At 65.7% G+C, this 17,458-nt stretch carries 14 protein-coding genes; 13 read left to right on the forward strand and 1 reads right to left on the reverse strand.

Translation table 11 applies throughout. From position 1 onward, the window contains the following. The first annotated feature begins 1 nt into the window (after position 1). The 11 genes from FOY51_RS06985 (at position 2) to FOY51_RS07035 (ending at position 10,670) form a co-directional block, all read left to right on the forward strand. Positions 2-2,506: a sensor histidine kinase gene (locus FOY51_RS06985; RefSeq protein ID WP_371830413.1), complete on the forward strand. Its 2,505-nt coding sequence runs from the start codon at positions 2-4 to the stop codon at positions 2,504-2,506. Further along, on the forward strand, positions 2,503-3,183 hold the full coding sequence (locus FOY51_RS06990; RefSeq protein WP_149429432.1) for a response regulator: 681 nt from the start codon (positions 2,503-2,505) through the stop codon (positions 3,181-3,183). Before FOY51_RS06985 ends, FOY51_RS06990 begins: the two co-directional genes overlap by 4 nt. A 22-nt stretch (positions 3,184-3,205) precedes the next feature. After that, positions 3,206-3,634, forward strand: coding sequence for an OsmC family protein (locus FOY51_RS06995; protein ID WP_149429433.1), 429 nt, complete (start codon positions 3,206-3,208; stop codon positions 3,632-3,634). After that, entirely contained in the window at positions 3,634-3,918 is a 285-nt protein-coding gene (locus tag FOY51_RS07000) for an acylphosphatase (protein WP_235916162.1), read from the forward strand. The genes FOY51_RS06995 and FOY51_RS07000 overlap by 1 nt, the downstream gene beginning before the upstream one ends. A 238-nt stretch (positions 3,919-4,156) precedes the next feature. Further along, positions 4,157-4,693 carry a hypothetical protein gene (locus FOY51_RS07005; protein ID WP_149429548.1) on the forward strand — a complete coding sequence of 179 codons (537 nt, stop codon included), beginning with the start codon at positions 4,157-4,159 and terminating at the stop codon, positions 4,691-4,693. A gap of 3 nt (positions 4,694-4,696) precedes the next feature. Then, positions 4,697-5,863: a glutathionylspermidine synthase family protein gene (locus tag FOY51_RS07010; RefSeq protein ID WP_149429435.1), complete on the forward strand. Its 1,167-nt coding sequence runs from the start codon at positions 4,697-4,699 to the stop codon at positions 5,861-5,863. 14 nt (positions 5,864-5,877) lie between these two features. Continuing rightward, positions 5,878-6,351, forward strand: a complete 474-nt coding sequence (locus FOY51_RS07015) for a DUF350 domain-containing protein (protein WP_149429436.1) — start codon at positions 5,878-5,880, stop codon at positions 6,349-6,351. Positions 6,352-6,561: 210 nt separating this feature from the next. Continuing rightward, positions 6,562-9,306, forward strand: coding sequence for a sensor histidine kinase (locus tag FOY51_RS07020; RefSeq protein ID WP_149429437.1), 2,745 nt, complete (start codon positions 6,562-6,564; stop codon positions 9,304-9,306). Next, positions 9,303-9,719, forward strand: coding sequence for a roadblock/LC7 domain-containing protein (locus FOY51_RS07025; RefSeq protein ID WP_149429438.1), 417 nt, complete (start codon positions 9,303-9,305; stop codon positions 9,717-9,719). The genes FOY51_RS07020 and FOY51_RS07025 overlap by 4 nt, the downstream gene beginning before the upstream one ends. A gap of 8 nt (positions 9,720-9,727) precedes the next feature. Beyond that, the gene (locus tag FOY51_RS07030) at positions 9,728-10,102 is read left to right on the forward strand and encodes a DUF742 domain-containing protein (protein ID WP_149429439.1); all 375 of its coding nucleotides are present in this window, start codon (positions 9,728-9,730) and stop codon (positions 10,100-10,102) included. Continuing rightward, entirely contained in the window at positions 10,083-10,670 is a 588-nt protein-coding gene (locus FOY51_RS07035; RefSeq protein ID WP_187776207.1) for a GTP-binding protein, read from the forward strand. The genes FOY51_RS07030 and FOY51_RS07035 overlap by 20 nt, the downstream gene beginning before the upstream one ends. A gap of 6 nt (positions 10,671-10,676) precedes the next feature. Here the strand turns inward: FOY51_RS07035 and FOY51_RS07040 are convergent, their stop codons facing one another. Beyond that, positions 10,677-12,215, reverse strand: a complete 1,539-nt coding sequence (locus FOY51_RS07040; RefSeq protein ID WP_149429440.1) for an APC family permease — start codon at positions 12,213-12,215, stop codon at positions 10,677-10,679. 62 nt (positions 12,216-12,277) lie between these two features. Between FOY51_RS07040 and smc the strand changes: the two genes are divergently transcribed. Together smc and ftsY are read left to right on the forward strand one after the other, a co-directional pair. After that, entirely contained in the window at positions 12,278-15,898 is a 3,621-nt protein-coding gene (gene smc, locus FOY51_RS07045) for a chromosome segregation protein SMC (protein ID WP_149429441.1), read from the forward strand. 51 nt (positions 15,899-15,949) lie between these two features. After that, positions 15,950-17,377, forward strand: a complete 1,428-nt coding sequence (gene ftsY, locus FOY51_RS07050; RefSeq protein WP_149429442.1) for a signal recognition particle-docking protein FtsY — start codon at positions 15,950-15,952, stop codon at positions 17,375-17,377. Positions 17,378-17,458: the final 81 nt, after the last annotated feature.

A 17,458-nucleotide genomic window follows, 5' to 3' on the forward strand; every position in this document is an offset into this window, starting at 1 on the left:
CGTGAACGCCGCCGCGGATCGCAAACGAGGGGAGCTGCGCATCTATCTGGGCGCAGCTCCCGGCGTGGGCAAGACCTTTGCGATGCTCGGCGAGGCCCATCGCCGAATGGACCGCGGCACCGATGTGGTTGCGGCAGTGGTCGAAACACACGGTCGCAAGCGAACGGCGGAGTTACTGGAGGGGATCGAACAGATTCCGCCACTTCGAGTCGAGTATCGCGGCACGTCGATGCCGGAATTGGACGTGGCGGCGGTGCTGCGGCGAAAGCCCGCTCTGGTGCTGGTCGACGAACTGGCACATACCAATACGCCGGGCAGCGATCATCGCAAGCGCTGGGAAGATGTGGAGCAGATTCTCGACGCAGGCATCGACGTGGTGTCCACGGTGAACGTGCAACACCTGGAGAGCCTCAACGACGTTGTCGCACAGATCACCGGCGTGGTGCAGCAGGAAACCGTGCCCGATTCGGTGGTCCGCGCTGCGACCCAGATCGAGTTGATGGACATCACTCCGGAAGCGTTGCGGCGCAGGCTAGCCCATGGCAACGTCTACGCGCCGGAGAAAGTCGATGCGGCGCTGAGCAACTACTTTCGCCCCGGAAACCTCACGGCGCTACGCGAACTCGCGCTCCTGTGGCTTGCGGACCAGGTGGATGCGGCGCTGGCGAAGTACCGCTCGGAGAACAAGATCACCGACACCTGGGAGGCCCGCGAACGCGTGGTGGTCGCGGTGACCGGTGGACCGGAATCGGAAACCCTGGTGCGTCGGGCGAGTCGTATCGCGTCGAAGTCGAGCGCCGAGCTGATCGTTGTGCATGTGGTGCGCGGCGACGGTCTGGCAGGCGTCTCGGCGCCGCAGATGGGCAAGGTTCGCGAACTGGCAACAAGCCTGGGAGCGAGCCTGCACAGCATCGTCGGCGACGACGTTCCGGCCAGTCTCCTCGAGTTCGCCAAGGAGATGAACGCAACGCAGTTGGTGCTCGGAACGTCACGTAGGTCGCGGTGGGCGCGGATCTTCGATGAGGGCATCGGTGCGGCGACGGTGCAGCAGTCCGCGAAGATCGACGTCCACATGGTGACGCACGAAGAGGCCAAGACCGGGTTTCGCATCTCGTCGGTGACACCGAAGGAGCGGCGCATCCTGGCGTGGGTCGCGGCCGTCGTGGTCCCGCCGCTGGCGTGTTTTCTCACTCTGTTGCTGCTCGACAAATATCTCGCACTGGGCGGTGAGAGCGCCGTCTTCTTCGTCGTCGTACTGGTCGTCGCACTGCTGGGCGGCGTTGCGCCTGCCGTGCTGTCGGCGCTGGTCTCCGGCCTGCTGCTCAATTATTACTTCGCCGCACCGCGGCACAGTCTGACGATCGCAGAGCCCGACAGCTTCGTGACGGTGCTGGTCTTGCTGCTGGTGGCGGTGGCGGTTGCCGCCCTCGTCGACGGCGCCGCCAAGCGGGCGCGGGAGGCCAGGCGCGCGTCGCAGGAAGCCGAACTCCTTGCATTGTTTGCAGGTTCGGTGCTGCGCGGCGCGGATCTACCTGCCTTGCTGGAGCGTGTCCGGGAGACCTATTCGCAGCGCGCGGTTTCCATGGTGGGGGAGCGGGAGGGGCTGATCGCCGCCGTCGGTGATCGGCCTGGCGGCTGTGCAGACGATGCCGACACTGTGCTGGATGTCAATGACGGCGAATATCGGATGCTGCTGTGCGGAACAACGCTGCCCGCGCGCGATCGCCGGGTGCTCGGAGCAGTCGCCAATCAAGCCGTCGGTTTGGTCCGTCAACGGCAACTCGGCGAAGAAGCAAGCAAGGCAACGGCTCTGGCGGAGGCAGATCGGTTGCGGCGTTCGCTGCTCTCAGCCGTCAGCCACGACCTGCGGACCCCGCTCGCCGCTGTGAAGGCCGCCGTGTCGAGCCTGCGCAGCGACGATGTGGAGTTCTCGCCCGAAGACACCGCCGAACTTCTCGCGACGGTCGAGGAGTCGACGGATCAGCTCACCGGCCTGGTCGGCAATCTGCTGGACTCGTCGCGTTTGGCGGCGGGCGTGGTGCGGCCGACCCTGGTCCGGGTGTATCTCGACGAGGTGGTGCACCGCGCGCTGGTGGGGGTCGGTGTCGGCGCGCGCGGATTCCGCCGCGTAGGCGTGGATCGGTTGCAGGTGGATGTGGGCGACACCAGTGCGATGGCGGACGGCGGCTTGTTGGAACGGGTCATCGCGAACCTGGTGGACAACGCGTTGCGGTATGCGCCGGACAGCGTGGTGCGCGTCGATGCGGCGCAGGTTGGTGACAGAGTGCTGATCACGGTGGCCGACGAAGGTCCGGGCATCGCACGGGGGACGGAGGAGCAGGTGTTCGATGCGTTCCAGCGGCTCGGCGATCGAGACAACACCAGCGGCGTCGGACTCGGTCTGTCGGTCGCGCGTGGCTTCGTCGAGGCGATGGGCGGAACCGTCACGGCGACCGATACGCCCGGCGGCGGTTTGACGATCGTCGTGGATCTGGCGGCGGCATGACCCGAGTGTTGGTTGTCGACGACGAACCCCAGATACTGCGGGCGCTACGCATCAACCTCTCGGTTCGCGGATACGAGGTGACTACCGCGGCAACAGGTGCCGGTGCCCTGCGTGCGGCTGCGGAGACGCACCCCGAGGTGATCGTGCTCGATCTCGGTCTACCGGACATGGACGGCATCGAGGTGCTGGCCGGTCTGCACGGCTGGTCGAGTGCTCCGGTGATCGTGCTGTCGGCTCGCACGGACTCCGCGGACAAAGTGGAGGCGCTCGATGCGGGAGCCGACGACTATGTGACCAAGCCTTTCGGCATGGACGAGTTCCTTGCGAGGCTCCGCGCAGCGGTCCGGCGCGGCGCAGCGGCGGCCGATGTCGATGAACCGGTGGTGGTGACCGACTCCTTCACCGTCGACCTCGCCGCGAAGAAAGTGGTGAAGGACGGCGCCGAGGTGCATCTGACGCCGACGGAGTGGGGAATGCTCGAAATGCTGGTGCGCAATCGGGGCAAGTTGGTCGGCCGCAAGGAGCTTCTCAAAGAGGTGTGGGGGCCCGCGTACGAGACCGAGACGCACTACCTGCGGGTCTACTTGGCTCAGCTGCGGCGCAAGCTGGAGGTGGATCCGGCTCATCCGAAGCACCTGCTGACAGAATCCGGGATGGGCTACCGGTTCCAGCGCTGACCGAACTGGCAGGATTGTCGACATGACAGAGGAAGCGCAACCGACAACGCTCTGGGTCGAGCGAACCGGAACCCGCCGATACACCGGCAAGAGTTCGCGCGGCGCAGAGGTGCTCGTCGGATCTCAGGACGTCGACGGCGTTTTCACCCCGGGTGAGCTGCTGAAGATCGCGCTCGCCGCCTGCACCGGCATGAGTTCGGACTTCCCCCTGTCTCGCAGGCTCGGCGACAATTACGACGCGACGGTTCGCGTGTCCGGCGATGCCGACCGGGAGAACGAGACCTACCCGAAACTCGACGAGGTTCTCGCGCTCGACCTCAGCGAACTCGACGATGCCGCCCGCGATCGGCTGCTCACCACTGTGGCGCGAGCCGTCGACAAGGTATGCACCGTAGGCCGAACTCTGAAGGCGGGCACCGAGGTGTCGCTGACCTTCGACGTCGATTCCTAGTGGGCGCAGCAGCAGACGTTCGGCTCAGTGCATGGGTGCACGGAAACGTTCAAGGCGTCGGCTTTCGATGGTGGACCCGCTCGCGCGCTCTCGAGCTCGGATTGGTCGGCCACGCCACCAACACGCGCGACGGCAGAGTGTCCGTTATTGCCGAAGGATCCCGTGCGCAGTGTGACAAGCTACTCGCGCTGCTGCGCTCCGGCGAGACGCCGGGCCGAGTGGACCTGGTTGTGGAAAGCTGGGAAAGCGCACGCGGTGAATTGACCGGATTCGAGGAGCGGTAGTGCGACAGACTGCGGCATCGACGCACGAGCGGCGCGGAGACACGACGCGCAAGCGGCGCGAAGACATGAGGGAGAACCGGTGACGTCCGACGGTTCCGATAGCGGACAGAACGGCGCAGGCAACACGGGCCCGGAAAATACCGAGCCGCAGCCGTTCCAGGGTCGGCCTGGCCCCGACCCGGCTCAGCCGCGTCCCTACGCACCCCCGCCGGAGCCGACAACGCCCGCCTCGTTCGCGCTGCCCGGATCGGAGCCGCCGCAGCCGCCGCGGCGCGGCACGGTCCGCAACCAAGATCCCGGATCCACCAAACCGCGCCCACCGACGGTCGCCGAGGCTCGGGCGCGCGACAAGGCGCGCAGGTTGGCTGCCGAAGAAGAAGAGGCGCAGGCGCTGGCGGCGGAGAAGAAGCGCAAGCGCAATCGCAGGCTGATCGGCGGCGGCGCCGTTGTCGGGCTGGTCGGCGTGGTTGCGCTCGGCTATTCGGCGTTGAAGTCCGACGAGGTCAACGCCAGCTGCGTGAAGGAGGAGAACGGCCAGGAAGTGGTTGTCGCCGATTCCTACTGTTCCCAAGGGCACTCCAGCGGCATGGGCGGTCTGATCATTCTTGGCGGCAGCCAGTACCGCTACTACTACGGCGGCAACCAGACCATCGGTCAGCGTCCGACCGGCGGCACCACCACTCTTCCGAAGGGCGCCACAGTGAAGACCAAGTCGGGCACCACAATTCAACGCGGTGGTCTCGGTAGCAAGCTCGGCGGCAGTAGTGGGTCATAGCTGATGCGGCGAACGAGAACCACCCCGCGTCCGGGCTGGCAAGCCATCGTCGAATCACAGGGTTTGGTCTACGGGACGCCCGCGCGCGACGCGAACGGATCCGCGCGACCCTACTGGGACGAATCGGTGCATTACGAGTTCGAGATGGACGAGATCCTCGCGCTCGAAGCCGATGTGGAACTCCTGCACTCGATGTGCCTCCACGCCGTCGAGCAGGTCGTGCTCACCGAGCGCTACCGCGACTTCGGCCTTCCGGAGTGGAGTTGGCAGGCGATCGCGGACTCGTGGAAGCGATCCGATCCGCATGTCTACGGCCGTTTCGATCTGCGCTACGACGCGCGGCGGCCCGCAAAGCTCCTCGAATACAACGCCGATACGCCGACCACCCTGTTGGAAGCCTCGGTGGTGCAGTGGCATTGGCTGACGGACCGCTATCCCGACGACGATCAGTGGAACTCGCTGCACGAGAAGCTGGTCGAGCGTTGGGGCGAATTGGCGGATGTTCTACCGAGCTCGGAACTGCACTTCTCGTGGTCGTCGGCGGATGCGTCCGGCGAGGACAACGTCACCACGGCATATATGCAGGAGACAGCTGCGGAAGCCGGCTTCGACACCGTCGGCCTCGCCATCGAAGAAATCGGTTTCGATACCGAACTCGAGCGGTTCGTCGACTTGGAAGAGTCGCCGGTTCACTCGATCTTCAAGTTGTATCCGTGGGAGTGGGTGCTCGACGACGAGTTCGGCAAGCGCGTGGCGGCGAGCCTTCCCGCGACCATGTGGATCGAACCGCTGTGGAAGTCGATTCTCAGCAACAAGGCGATTCTGGCTGTGCTGTGGGAGATGTATCCCGGGCACCCGAACCTGCTGCCCGCGTACCTCGATCAGCCGAACGAGCTGACCGAGTACATCCGTAAGCCGAAGCTGGGCCGTGAAGGCGCCAACATGACGATCGTCGGCGCGGGTATGGAAACCGCAACCGGCGGCATCTACGGCGAAGAGGGCTACGTCTACCAATTGCTCGATCCGCTGCCGGAGTTCGACGGCATGCGCCCGGCGTTGGGTGCCTGGATCGTCGGCGATACGTCGGCAGGCCTCGGCATCAGGGAAACATCAGGACTCATCACCGACGACGGCGCCGCCTTCGTCCCGCACCGCATTCCGCAGAAATGAATGGAGAGACAGGTATGACGGCAGTGGGCACGGGTGGAGCAGCCACTCTCGCGCTGGAATCCGGCTATTGGGATTCGCTGGGCAGGGGAGTGGCGGCGATCGCCCTCTACGCGATCGTCGGGCTGTTCTTGGTCGTGGTGGGCTTCTATGCGATCGATCTCACAACGCCCGGCAAATTGCGCGACCTCGTTCGCGAGGGCAAGCCCAACGCAATCATCGTCAGCAGCACCGGAATGCTCAGTATGGCGTTCATCGTCGTGCTCGCCATCTTCTCGGCGTCGGGCAAGCTCAGCGAGGGGTTGATCTCTTCGTTGATCTTCGGACTGGTCGGTATCGCCGCCCAGGTCATCTCGGTGCGGATGGTCGAAGTGGTCATCGGTATCGATATCGGAGGTGTGCTGCGGTCTGATTCGTATACCCCTGAGGTGCTTGTGGTCGCTGGGGCGCACTTTGCGCTCGGCCTCGTCGTAGCGGTTGCAATCTTGTGACGATTGCCGTCAAAGTGGCCCAAAACAGCATTTGAGATGCCTGCGAGGGTGCGGATGCCAACCCTGAGCTAGGTTCGGGGTTACAATTCCGCGTATCCGGCATCACCTTGTCGGCTGATTTCACACGCTCTCCAACGCCCGGTGAAGACTCCGCAGTGTGTAGGTGCGATCTCTAAGCGTCATGGCGGGCCGGTGGAAGGAGAGCTAGCAATGAGGGACGCCTCGCGCCCCCGTCGTAGGTCATGGAACCTCGACGAGTGGGGCTTGCGCTGGAAAGTGCTCGCGGTTTTGGCTGTGCCGCTGATCGTGGCCATGGTGCTCGGCAGTATGCGAGTGCTGAATGCGTACAACGAATCCAACAGGCTCAGCGCTGCCGCTGATCACGTGGCGAGAGTTCCGGCGGCCGTTCAGCTCGAAGCCGCTGCAGGCACCGTGATCGGCGGACAAGAGTCGAACACGGTGACCGATGCGGACATCGCTCAACTGAAGACTCGAATCGACGAGGCGAATACGGCCGCATCGGGATCGGACGCGATTCCCGAGGTGTCGGCGGCGCTGCGCAGGATGACGGCATCGGCTCAGAAGGTGGTCGACGGCGGTAAGAACGTCGCGCAGGACTTGGCGGCGATGTCGACGCTGCAACATCAGATTCAGGCGGACTCGGTGGTCGCCGTCGAGGCGACGGTCAAGCCGATCGAAGACAACGACGTCGTCAGCACCAAGACCCAGCTCGTGGACGCCCTGACCGCGCAGGCACGCCTGTTCGACGAAGTGACGGCGGGAATCGTCATTCTGCGCAATCCGAAAGACCCCGGGCTCGAGCTGTCGACCGCGTCGGCCGCGGAGCGTGCGCTGGTGGATTCCCTCGCTCGGGATTACCCGAAGGACGACGCCAGTATCGCCGACCTCTACAAGGGGCTCGATTCTCGCGCGCAACTGATCTCCCAAGGACAAGCGTCCGGCCAGTTCCCATTGCTGGAGCTGCGCGAATCGCTCCTGGCGAGCCTGTCCACGTACGCGGACCTGATTTCCATCGCGACCAAGTCCATCATCAGCACCGTCAACGATCGCGCCGATTCCGCCAAGACGGCCGTCTATCGTGACGCCGCGATCTCGCTGGGAACCCTGCTGTTGGCGCTGGCATTGGCGTACCTGGTCGCACGGTCGCTGCTGTCGCCGCTGCGCCGACTGCGCCGCGGCGCACTGCAGGTCGCCGAATACGACCTGCCCGATGCCGTCGAACGTATCAAGGCCGGTGAGAGCATCGACGACTTCGAGTTCGCTCAGGTTCCCGTCCACACATCCGAGGAAATCGGTCAGGTGGCGCGCGCCGTCGACGACATTCACGGCCAGGCCATCCGCCTCGCCGGTGAGCAGGCCCACCTGCGACTGCAGATCAACGACATGTTCGAGACGCTCGCTCGCCGGACCAAGACGCTGGTCGATCACCAGCTGCGGCTGATCGAAGACATGGAGTACAGCGAAAAGGACCCCAAGCTTCTCGACAGCTTGTTCCGCCTGGACCACGTCGCAGCTCGTATGCGACGAAACGGCGACAACCTGCTGATTCTGGCAGGCACCCGGGTGCGTCGCGCGAAGTCGGCGCCGGTCAACCTGGTGGACGTGCTGCGTGCGGCAGTGTCGGAGGTGGAGGACTACCGACGCGTGAAGATCGGCGCGACGCCGGACATCGCACTCTCGGGTGGCGCAGCTCGTGACGTCGCGCACCTCGTCGCGGAGCTGTTGGACAACGCGCTGCGCGCATCTCCGCCGAGCTCCGATGTCACCTTCTCCTACGCCAACACCGGTCAAGGCGGCACTGTGCTCGAGGTCGCCGACCGCGGCATCGGTATTCCGCCGGACGAGATGGCGATGATCAACGACCGCCTGGAAATGGGCGCCGAGGTCAGTCCCGACACAGCCCGCCGCATGGGGCTGTTCGTGGTGAGCAAGCTTGCCGAACGCCACGGCATGCGGGTGCGCCTGCGTCCGACGTTCGACGCCGCTCGCGAACCCGGCGTGACGGTCAGCGTGCACATCCCCGATTCGCTCATCGTCGCCGCACATGCCGAGCCGGGCGCCAACGTCTTCGCCGATGCGACCGAGGTCGTCGAGCAATCCGCCCCCACCCAGGTGGTACCTCAGGTGCCGACGGGCGGAGCAGCGCCGGCGGCGGCAGGAACGTTGGGCGCGCTCCCACAACGTCGTCCAGGCACAACGGACGTTCCGCAGCGCCAAGCTGCGGCACCGAGCATTCCGCAGCGCCAGCCGGTGCCGCAGCGCCAGCCGATACCGCAGCGCCAGCCGGCCGCGCCCGCTGCGGCGAGTGCATCTGCCACAGGCTTGGTCGCCTCGGGTCTGCCCCAGCGTCAACCCGGTTCCGCGCTTCCGTCGCAACAGCGGGCCGCAGCCGATGCCCGACCGGTCTCGAGCGGTACGCCGATCGGCGATGCGATCGCTGCTGCTCAGGCAGCGGGAACGCCGGTGGCGGAGTCGCTGCCGAGCCGTAGGTCCGCTGCGGCACAGCCGGATTCGGATGTCGCGCGGCATCGTTATCGCACCAATCCGGTCAAGACCGCGTCGTTCTTCCAGTCCCGGATCGATCGGCCGGATCCGCCCATCTTTGCCGAGCTCTCGTCGAATTGGTTGGACGATCCCGCGCAGATGCCGCGCCATGGTGGTGCATGGGAGTCCGCAGGCGACGACGGCTGGGACGCGGCGCGGCGCGCGGCTCAGGTACCGGTCGATGCGCGCACGGGCACCGGTCTGCCGGTGCGACAGCCTGGCAATCGTTTGGTTCCTGGCGGGGTCGGTGCAGCGGCCGAGCCGAAGGCCGCGTCGACCCGCGGCCGCGACCCGGACGCCATACGGGCTAACCTCAGCCGGCACCAGCAGGGCGTTCGCAACGGTCGAGCGTTACGTACTACCGACACGACGGACGAAGGACAACGATGAACATGCAATCCGGATCAGTGGCCCCGCGGCCCCTCGACTGGTTGGTCTCGAACTTCGCCCAGGACGTCGCGGGCGTGTCGCACGCGGTGTTGGTCTCTGCCGACGGACTCCTGATGGCGTCCAGCGCGCACCTACCGACGGATCGGGCCGAACAGCTTTCCGCGGTCACCTCGGGATTGGCCAGCCTGGCGGTCGGCGTGTCGAACCTCTTCGACGGCGGCGGGGTGATGCAGTCGGTCATCGAGATGGAGCAGGGCTACCTGCTGCTGATGAGCGTGGGAGACGGCTCGCATCTGGCAGTGCTCACCAACGTCAACTGCGATATCGGCCAGGTCGGCTACGAAATGGCGCTGCTCGTTGAGCGCGTCGGAACAACCGTTCAAGCAACGCCGCGTGTCGGCTCCGGATCCTGACACTTGTCATGAACGATCAGATCAACAGACCGGACTTCGAAGAGCCGAGTATGGTTCGGCCCTATTCCTTGACGTCCGGTCGCACCCGACCTGCGATCGAGGTTGCGTTGGAGGCTCTGATTCAAGCCCTGCCGGTCACGGAAGATCGGCGGGCGGAACTCGGCAACATCGAGGCGTCCATCCTGGCACTCAGCAGGCAGTCGCCGTCCGTCGCCGAGATTGCCGCGAAGGTCGGAGTACCGATCGGTGTGGCCCGGGTTATCGTCGCCGACCTGGTAGAGGCCGGGCTCGTCCGGATTCTTGCGACTCTGCAAGAGGACTCGAGCACGTCGGAACGTCGCGACCTCATCGAAAGGGTGCTCAGTGGACTACGCGGAATCTAGCGCCGGCAGCCGGCCGACCTCGACCAAGATCGTGGTCGCGGGTGGCTTCGGTGTCGGTAAGACGACGTTGGTGGGTTCGGTATCCGAAATCGTGCCGCTGCGCACCGAGGCATTGGTCACCAACGCCAGCCAAGCGGTCGACGATCTGGCAGCCGTTCCGCTGAAGTCGACCACAACGGTCGCAATGGACTTCGGTCGCATCAGTCTCGGTAGCGACCTGGTTCTTTACCTGTTCGGCACGCCCGGCCAGAACCGTTTCTGGTTCATGTGGGACGACCTGATTCGTGGTGCCATCGGCGCCGTGGTGTTGATCGACACCCGCAGGCTCGAAGAGAGCTTCGCCGCTGTCGACTACTTCGAGGCCCGCAACCTCCCGTTCCTCGTCGCCATCAACGAGTTCGACGACGCGCCGCAGTACCCGCTGGAGGACATCCGGCAAGCACTGGCCGTTTCGCCCGACGTTCCGATCATGTCGATCGACGCACGGGTTCGGGAATCGTCGAAGCAGGCTTTGCTCGCTGTCACCGAATACGCACTGCGGAAGTTGTCGGAACCGATCGCGTACTGACGTCCGCTAGCGGGCAGTTTCCTCCGCGACGTCGGTCTCGACCGGCAGCGCCCGGGGGATTACCTCGCCGCGGAAGTATGCGGGCATTGCCGCGCGCGTCAGCAGGTAGAGCGGGAGCCCAAGGGCCATCGAGCCGACGCCGAGCAGGAACACCCCACCGATCTGCCAGTGCGGGGCGAACGGCAGCGTCAACGACGATTCGCCCGAGTCGGCGGCCCAGGATGTCACGGCGGTCCAGCCCGCGGCGAACAACAGCATTGCACCGCCGAGGCCGGGTACTACGCCACGAATCAGCAAGGCCCGCGGGTTGTGTCGAAATTGGCTGCGGTAGAGCCAGGTGCAACTGAGCCCGGTCATGCCGTAGTAGAAGCCGACCGACATGGCGATCGCGGAGACCGCGTCGACGATCAGCGAGCCACCGGAAAATCCGTTGAGCACCACATACAGCAGCGCCGACACCACGCCGAACGCCACGGTCGACACGGTCGGTGTGAGGTAGCGCGGGTGCACGTTCGCGAACCGATCGGGCAGCGCGCGATGCAGTGCCATCGAGAACGTCGTGCGGGACGTCGGCAGGATCGTGGTCTGCGTGGATGCGGCCGCCGAGGTCAACACCATGATGATCAGCAGGTGGGTCAGGATCGAACCGATCCAGCCGCTGCCGAACACCGCGGCACCGAGGGCTCCGAGAACGTCGTCGACGTGGTCAGGGTTGGCGAGGCCACTGCCCTCGGTGCCGACACCCGCGTAGGCCTGGGCCGCCACCGTGACCAGGATGTAGAGCGCGACGAGGGTGATGGTCGCGATGATCGCCGACCGGCCGGGCGTGCGCCTGCTGTCCACGGTTTCCTCGTTGACCGAGACCACCGAGTCCCAACCCCAGTAGATGAACACCATCAGCAGGGTGGCGTTGACAAGCGTGGAGAACGAGTGGATCTGGAACGGGTCGAACCACGACCATGCCGGCGTGATCGAGCCGCTCGCAGCGTTGCCGATCGCCACCCGGATCAACGCGACGGCGGCGAACACCACCAGCATCACGAACTCGACCGCAAGCAGGGCCGTCTGTACGCGGGCAGAGAGGTCGATCCCGCGTAGGGCGATGAAAGTCATGGCCACCATGAATGCGATCCCGAGGGCGAGCACCCAGCCGCTGGTCGGATCGGAACCGATGCCGTGCGCACCGAACAGCAGAAACGTGTACTGGCCACTGACCTGCGCCAGGCTGGCCATGACCAGCACGTCGGCGACCACGATCGCCCAACCGGACATCCAGCCCCAGAACGGGCCGAAAGCACGGGTGGCCCAGACGAAGGTGGTGCCGCAGTCGGGATCGGCGTAGTTGAGTTCGCGATACCCGACGGCTACCAGCAACATCGGGACGAAGGCGATCAACACGATGATCGGAGCCTGTAGTCCGACACCGGCGACCACCAGTCCCAACGTCGCGGTGATGCTGTATGCGGGACCGGCGGAGGCAACGCCGATCACCACGCTGGAAACGAGGCCGAGGGCTCCCGAGCGCAGTGCGCGGCGGCTGGTCATTGGAGAAGGCTATTTGTGCGCAATGCAGCAGTCGAGGCGGCACCCGGTAATCTGGACCGACTATGCATCTGAAGAGTCTGACGCTGAAGGGCTTCAAGTCCTTTGCTTCGGCGACGACTCTGCGTTTCGAGCCTGGCATCACCTGCGTGGTCGGGCCGAACGGATCGGGCAAATCGAACGTCGTCGACGCGCTGACCTGGGTAATGGGTGAGCAAGGCGCCAAGGCGCTGCGGGGCGGCAAGATGGAAGACGTCATTTTCGCGGGTACGTCGGGTCGCGCGCCCCTGGGCCGCGCCGAGGTCACGCTGACGATCGACAACTCCGACGGCGCGCTCCCCATCGAGTATTCCGAAGTCTCGATCACCCGGCGAATGTTCCGCGACGGCGCCGGTGAATACGAGATCAACGGCAACTCGTGTCGCCTGATGGACGTTCAGGAGTTGCTGAGCGACTCCGGCATCGGCCGTGAAATGCACGTGATCGTCGGCCAGGGCCAACTCTCCGCGATCCTGGAATCGCGTCCGGAGGATCGGCGCGCGTTCATCGAAGAAGCGGCAGGCGTCCTCAAGCACCGCAAGCGGAAGGAAAAGGCGGTTCGCAAGCTCGACGCGATGCAGGCCAACCTCGCTCGCCTCACCGACCTGACCTCGGAACTGCGACGCCAGCTCAAACCGCTCGGCAGGCAGGCCGAAGTTGCCCGGCGCGCCCAGACGGTGCAGGCCGATCTGCGCGATGCTCGCCTGCGTCTCGCCGCCGACGATCTGGTCACCAAGCGCGCCGAACTGGCCGATCAGCGCAATCACGAGTCGATCGCACGTGAGCAGCAAGAGACCGTGCAGACCGAGCTTGCTGCTGCCACAGCCGAATTGGCAGCCCAGGAGCGCGCCGTCGCACAGCTGACACCGAGCGCCGAAGCTGCCGGTCAAACGTGGTTTCAGCTCTCTGCGCTTGCCGAACGGGTCAACGCCACCATCCGCATCGCACGGGAGCGGGCGCGACATCTCGACGGCGAATCGTCGTCGGATCAGGGCCGTGACCCCGACCAGCTCGAAGCCGAAGCCGAGCGCGTGGCCGCCGAAGAGTTGGAACTGATCGCCGCCGTCGAAACCGCGCACGCGGCACTCGATTCGGCGAAGGAGCACCTCGCCGAGCGTGAGCAGGCCGCTGCCGCAGCAGATCACGCGCACATGGCCGCTGTTCGCGCCATCGCCGACCGTCGAGAAGGTCTGGCACGGCTCTCGGGTCAGGTCGATACCCGTCGGATGCGCGCCCAGTCCGTGGACGACGAGGTCGCGCGCTTGACCATCGCCATCGAAGAAGCGCGAACGCGAGGGGATCAGGCACAGCTCGAATTCGACGAGGTCCAAAGCCAGATGGGCGAGCTGGACTCCGGCGAGGTCGGCCTCGATACTCGCCACGAACACGCCGTCGAAGCCTTGAAGCTCGCCGATCAGCGGGCGGCCGAGCTGCGGGAGCAGGAGCAGGCGGCGGGCAAGGACGTGGCGTCGCTCGAGGCGCGGATCGACGCTCTGTCGATGGGTTTCGGCCGCAAGGACGGCAACGCCTGGCTGGTGGAGAACCGTTCCGGTGACGGTCTGCTGGGTCCGCTCGCCGGGCTCATCAAGGTCTCTGGCGGCTACGAAGTCGCGGTGGCGGCCGCAATGGGTCCGGCAGCAGATGCCGTGGCTGTCGATTCTCATCACTCCGCGCGCGAAGCCGTGCTGGCATTGAAGGCAGCGGACGGCGGTCGAGCGGCACTCGTGTTCGGTAGGAACGGATCCCGCAGCCCAACGCCGACAACAACTTTGAACGGTTCCGCAAAATGGGCGGTCGACGTGATCGACTGCCCCGATTCGCTGCGCAGTGGCCTCGGCGCCCTGTTGTCCGGCATCGCCGTGGTCGAGAAGCTCACCGACGCAGTCGAATTGGTCGAGGCACAGCCTGCACTGCGCGCGGTCACCAAGGACGGTGATCTGGTCGGAGCCGGATGGATCACCGGTGGTTCCGATCGTCCGCCGAGCCAGCTGGAGGTCCAAGCCGCCATCGATACCGCACGAACGTCGTTGACGTCGGGGAAGCGGCGGGCCGAAGAGTTGGCGGCAGCATTGTCCGGTGCGCTCGACGAGCAGCGTGATCGTCGCGAAGCAGCCGACGAGGCGCTTGCCGCGCTGCACGAATCGGATCGCGCGATGGCCGCGGTGTACGAGCAGCTGGGCCGGTTGGGCCAGGTGGCGCGTCTGGCGCACGCCGAATCCGATCGGCTGACCGGTCAGCGAGCGCAGGCCGAAGCCGGTCGCGACGAAACACTGGCCGAACTGCGTGAGCTCGAAGAGCGGCTCCGGCTTGCGGAGGAAGAACAGTCCGGGCTCGACGACGACGGCGCCGGCGCGGCAGGCGCGGATTCGGCGCGTCGCGAACGCGAAGAGTCGGCCGCCGCGGTCGCCGAGATTCGCTCGGTCGAGGTGGAGGCGCGCCTCGCCGTCCGCACCGCCGAGGAACGTGCGAATTCGGTTCGGGGCAAGGCGGATTCGCTGCGGCGTGCGGCGCGAGCCGAACGGGAGTCCCGGGTTCGCGCCGAACGTGCGCAACGCGCACGTAAGCATGCGGCTGCTGTCGCCGCCGCAGTGGCCGAGTCGGGTCAGCGTGTTGCCGAGCACCTGGAGGATGTCGTCGCAGCCGCCGTCGCCCATCGCGACGATCTGGTGAAACAGCGCGCCGAGCGTGCCGAACAGTTGGAGACCGTGAAGGCACGCGCCGCCGTGCTCAACGGTCAGCTGGGTGCGCTCACCGACGCCGTGCACCGCGACGAGGTGGCGAGGGCGCAGGCGGCGACCCGCATCGAACAGTTGGAAGAAGCGATCGCCGAGCAGTTCGGCATGGGGCTCGACGATCTGATCGGCGAGTACGGGCCGGACGTGCCGCTGCCGCCGACGGAGCTGGAGATCAGCGAGTACGAGCAGGCGAAGGAACGCGGTGAGCAGGTGGTCGCACCTGCCCCGATGCCGTACGACAGGGAATCGCAGGAACGGCGCGCCAAGCGCGCGCAGAAGGACCTCACAACCCTCGGCAAGGTCAATCCGCTTGCGCTGGAGGAATTCGCGGCCTTGGAGGAGCGCTACAACTTCCTCTCGACACAACTCGAGGACGTGAAGAGCGCGCGCAAAGACCTGCTCGACGTGGTCGCCGAAGTGGACGAGCGGATTCTGCAGGTCTTCGCGGAGGCCTACGCCGACGTGGAGCGCGAATTCGGCCAGGTCTTCCAGACGCTGTTCCCCGGTGGCGAGGGCCGACTGCTCCTGACCGATCCGTCGGACATGTTGACCACGGGTATCGAGGTGGAGGCGCGACCGCCCGGTAAGAAGGTCAAACGGCTGTCGCTGCTGTCCGGTGGTGAGAAGTCGCTGACGGCGGTGGCACTGCTCGTCGCGATCTTCCGGGCCCGCCCGTCGCCCTTCTATGTGATGGACGAGGTTGAGGCCGCGCTCGACGACACGAACCTGCGGCGCCTGATCAGCCTCTTCGAGCAGCTTCGGGAGAAGTCGCAGCTGATCGTGATCACGCACCAGAAGCCGACCATGGAGGTCGCGGACGCCCTCTACGGCGTCAGCATGCGTGGTGACGGCATAACCACGGTCATCTCGCAGCGGTTGCGCGGCCAGAATCTCGTCGCGCAAGATGCCTGACGGGAGTCCACCCGTTTCGGCTGCGTCGGCCGGTTCTGTCAGGATGAACCGGTGACTGCCCAAGTTTGGATCATCGTCGCGGCTGCTGTCGCAATTCTCCTCGTCGCTCTCATGGTCGGCTCGCTGCTGTATCGGCGCCGTCGAATCTCGTTGACCGGACAGCAGTCCGGTGCGACGAAGGTCGTCGAGGATCGCTCGGGCAACTACCAGGCCGGCGGTGGGTTCAGCTTCAGCAAGGGTGGCGTGGACACGGCGCCGCCGCCGGTGCCGGTCGAGCGTACCGATACCGACGGTCAGCCAAAGGTCGGCGACGACGCCGCGGTGCCGCGAGACGCGCCGAAGCGTCCGATCACCGACGTGCGTCTCCCCGATAGCCCGGAAAAAGTGGCGCCGCCGGAAACGCATGTGCAGCCGCCGAGTACCGGGCACGTCGGACATGTCACCGAGGCACCCGGTGCGCCGATTCCGGTGCCCGTCCCCGACTCGCCCGCGGAAATCGACACCACGCGTGCGATCGACGAGATCGAGCCGACCGCAGGCAGGCTGAATCGACTTCGCGGCCGACTGTCTCGGTCGCAGTCTGCGGTCGGTAAGAGTTTGTTGGGGCTGCTCGGCGGCGGCGACCTCGACGAAGAGTCCTGGGAAGAAGTCGAGGACACCCTGCTGATCGCCGATCTCGGCAACGCCGTCACCGCACAGGTGGTCAGAGCGTTGCGTGAGCAGATGGCGACCCGCACCGTCCGCACCGAGGCCGACGTCCGGGCGCTCCTGAAGAGTGTGCTGGTCGAGCAGCTGCACCCCGAACTCGACCGGTCCATCCGCGCACTTCCGCACGACGATCATCCGTCCGTCCTGCTGGTCGTGGGCGTGAACGGCACCGGAAAGACCACGACAACAGGCAAACTGGCCCGCGTGCTGGTCGCCGACGGTCGCCGGGTCCTTCTCGGCGCGGCTGACACCTTCCGCGCAGCCGCAGCCGATCAGCTGCAGACCTGGGGCCAGCGCGTCGGCGCCGATACCGTGCGCGGAAAAGAGCAGGCCGATCCGGCGTCCATCGCCTTCGATGCCGTGAGCAAGGGCATCGAGGCCGGCGTCGACGCTGTGTTGATCGATACCGCGGGACGCCTGCACACCAAGACCGGGCTGATGGACGAACTGGGCAAGGTCAAGCGCGTCATCGAGAAGGCGCTCAATGGTCGCTCCGCAGGCTCCGCTCCTGGTGCAACGGTCGACGAGGTACTGCTGGTACTCGACGCCACCATCGGTCAGAACGGACTGATGCAGGCGCGCGTCTTCGCCGACGTCGTCGATATCACCGGCGTGGTGCTCACCAAACTCGACGGGACCGCCAAGGGTGGAATCGTCTTCCAGGTTCAGCACGAACTCGGCGTTCCGGTGAAGCTGGTCGGGCTCGGTGAGGGTGCCGACGATCTGGCCCCGTTCGAGCCGACAGCATTCGTCGACGCACTGCTGGGGTGAGTTGCCCCACTGTTCGCTGACCGTTCCCGACGACTCGTTTCAGGCGTAAACGATCTTGCCGGGATTGTCGGATGTCCCGCG

Source organism: Antrihabitans cavernicola (assembly GCF_008297975.1).
Taxonomy (GTDB): Bacteria; Actinomycetota; Actinomycetes; order Mycobacteriales; family Mycobacteriaceae; genus Antrihabitans; species Antrihabitans cavernicola.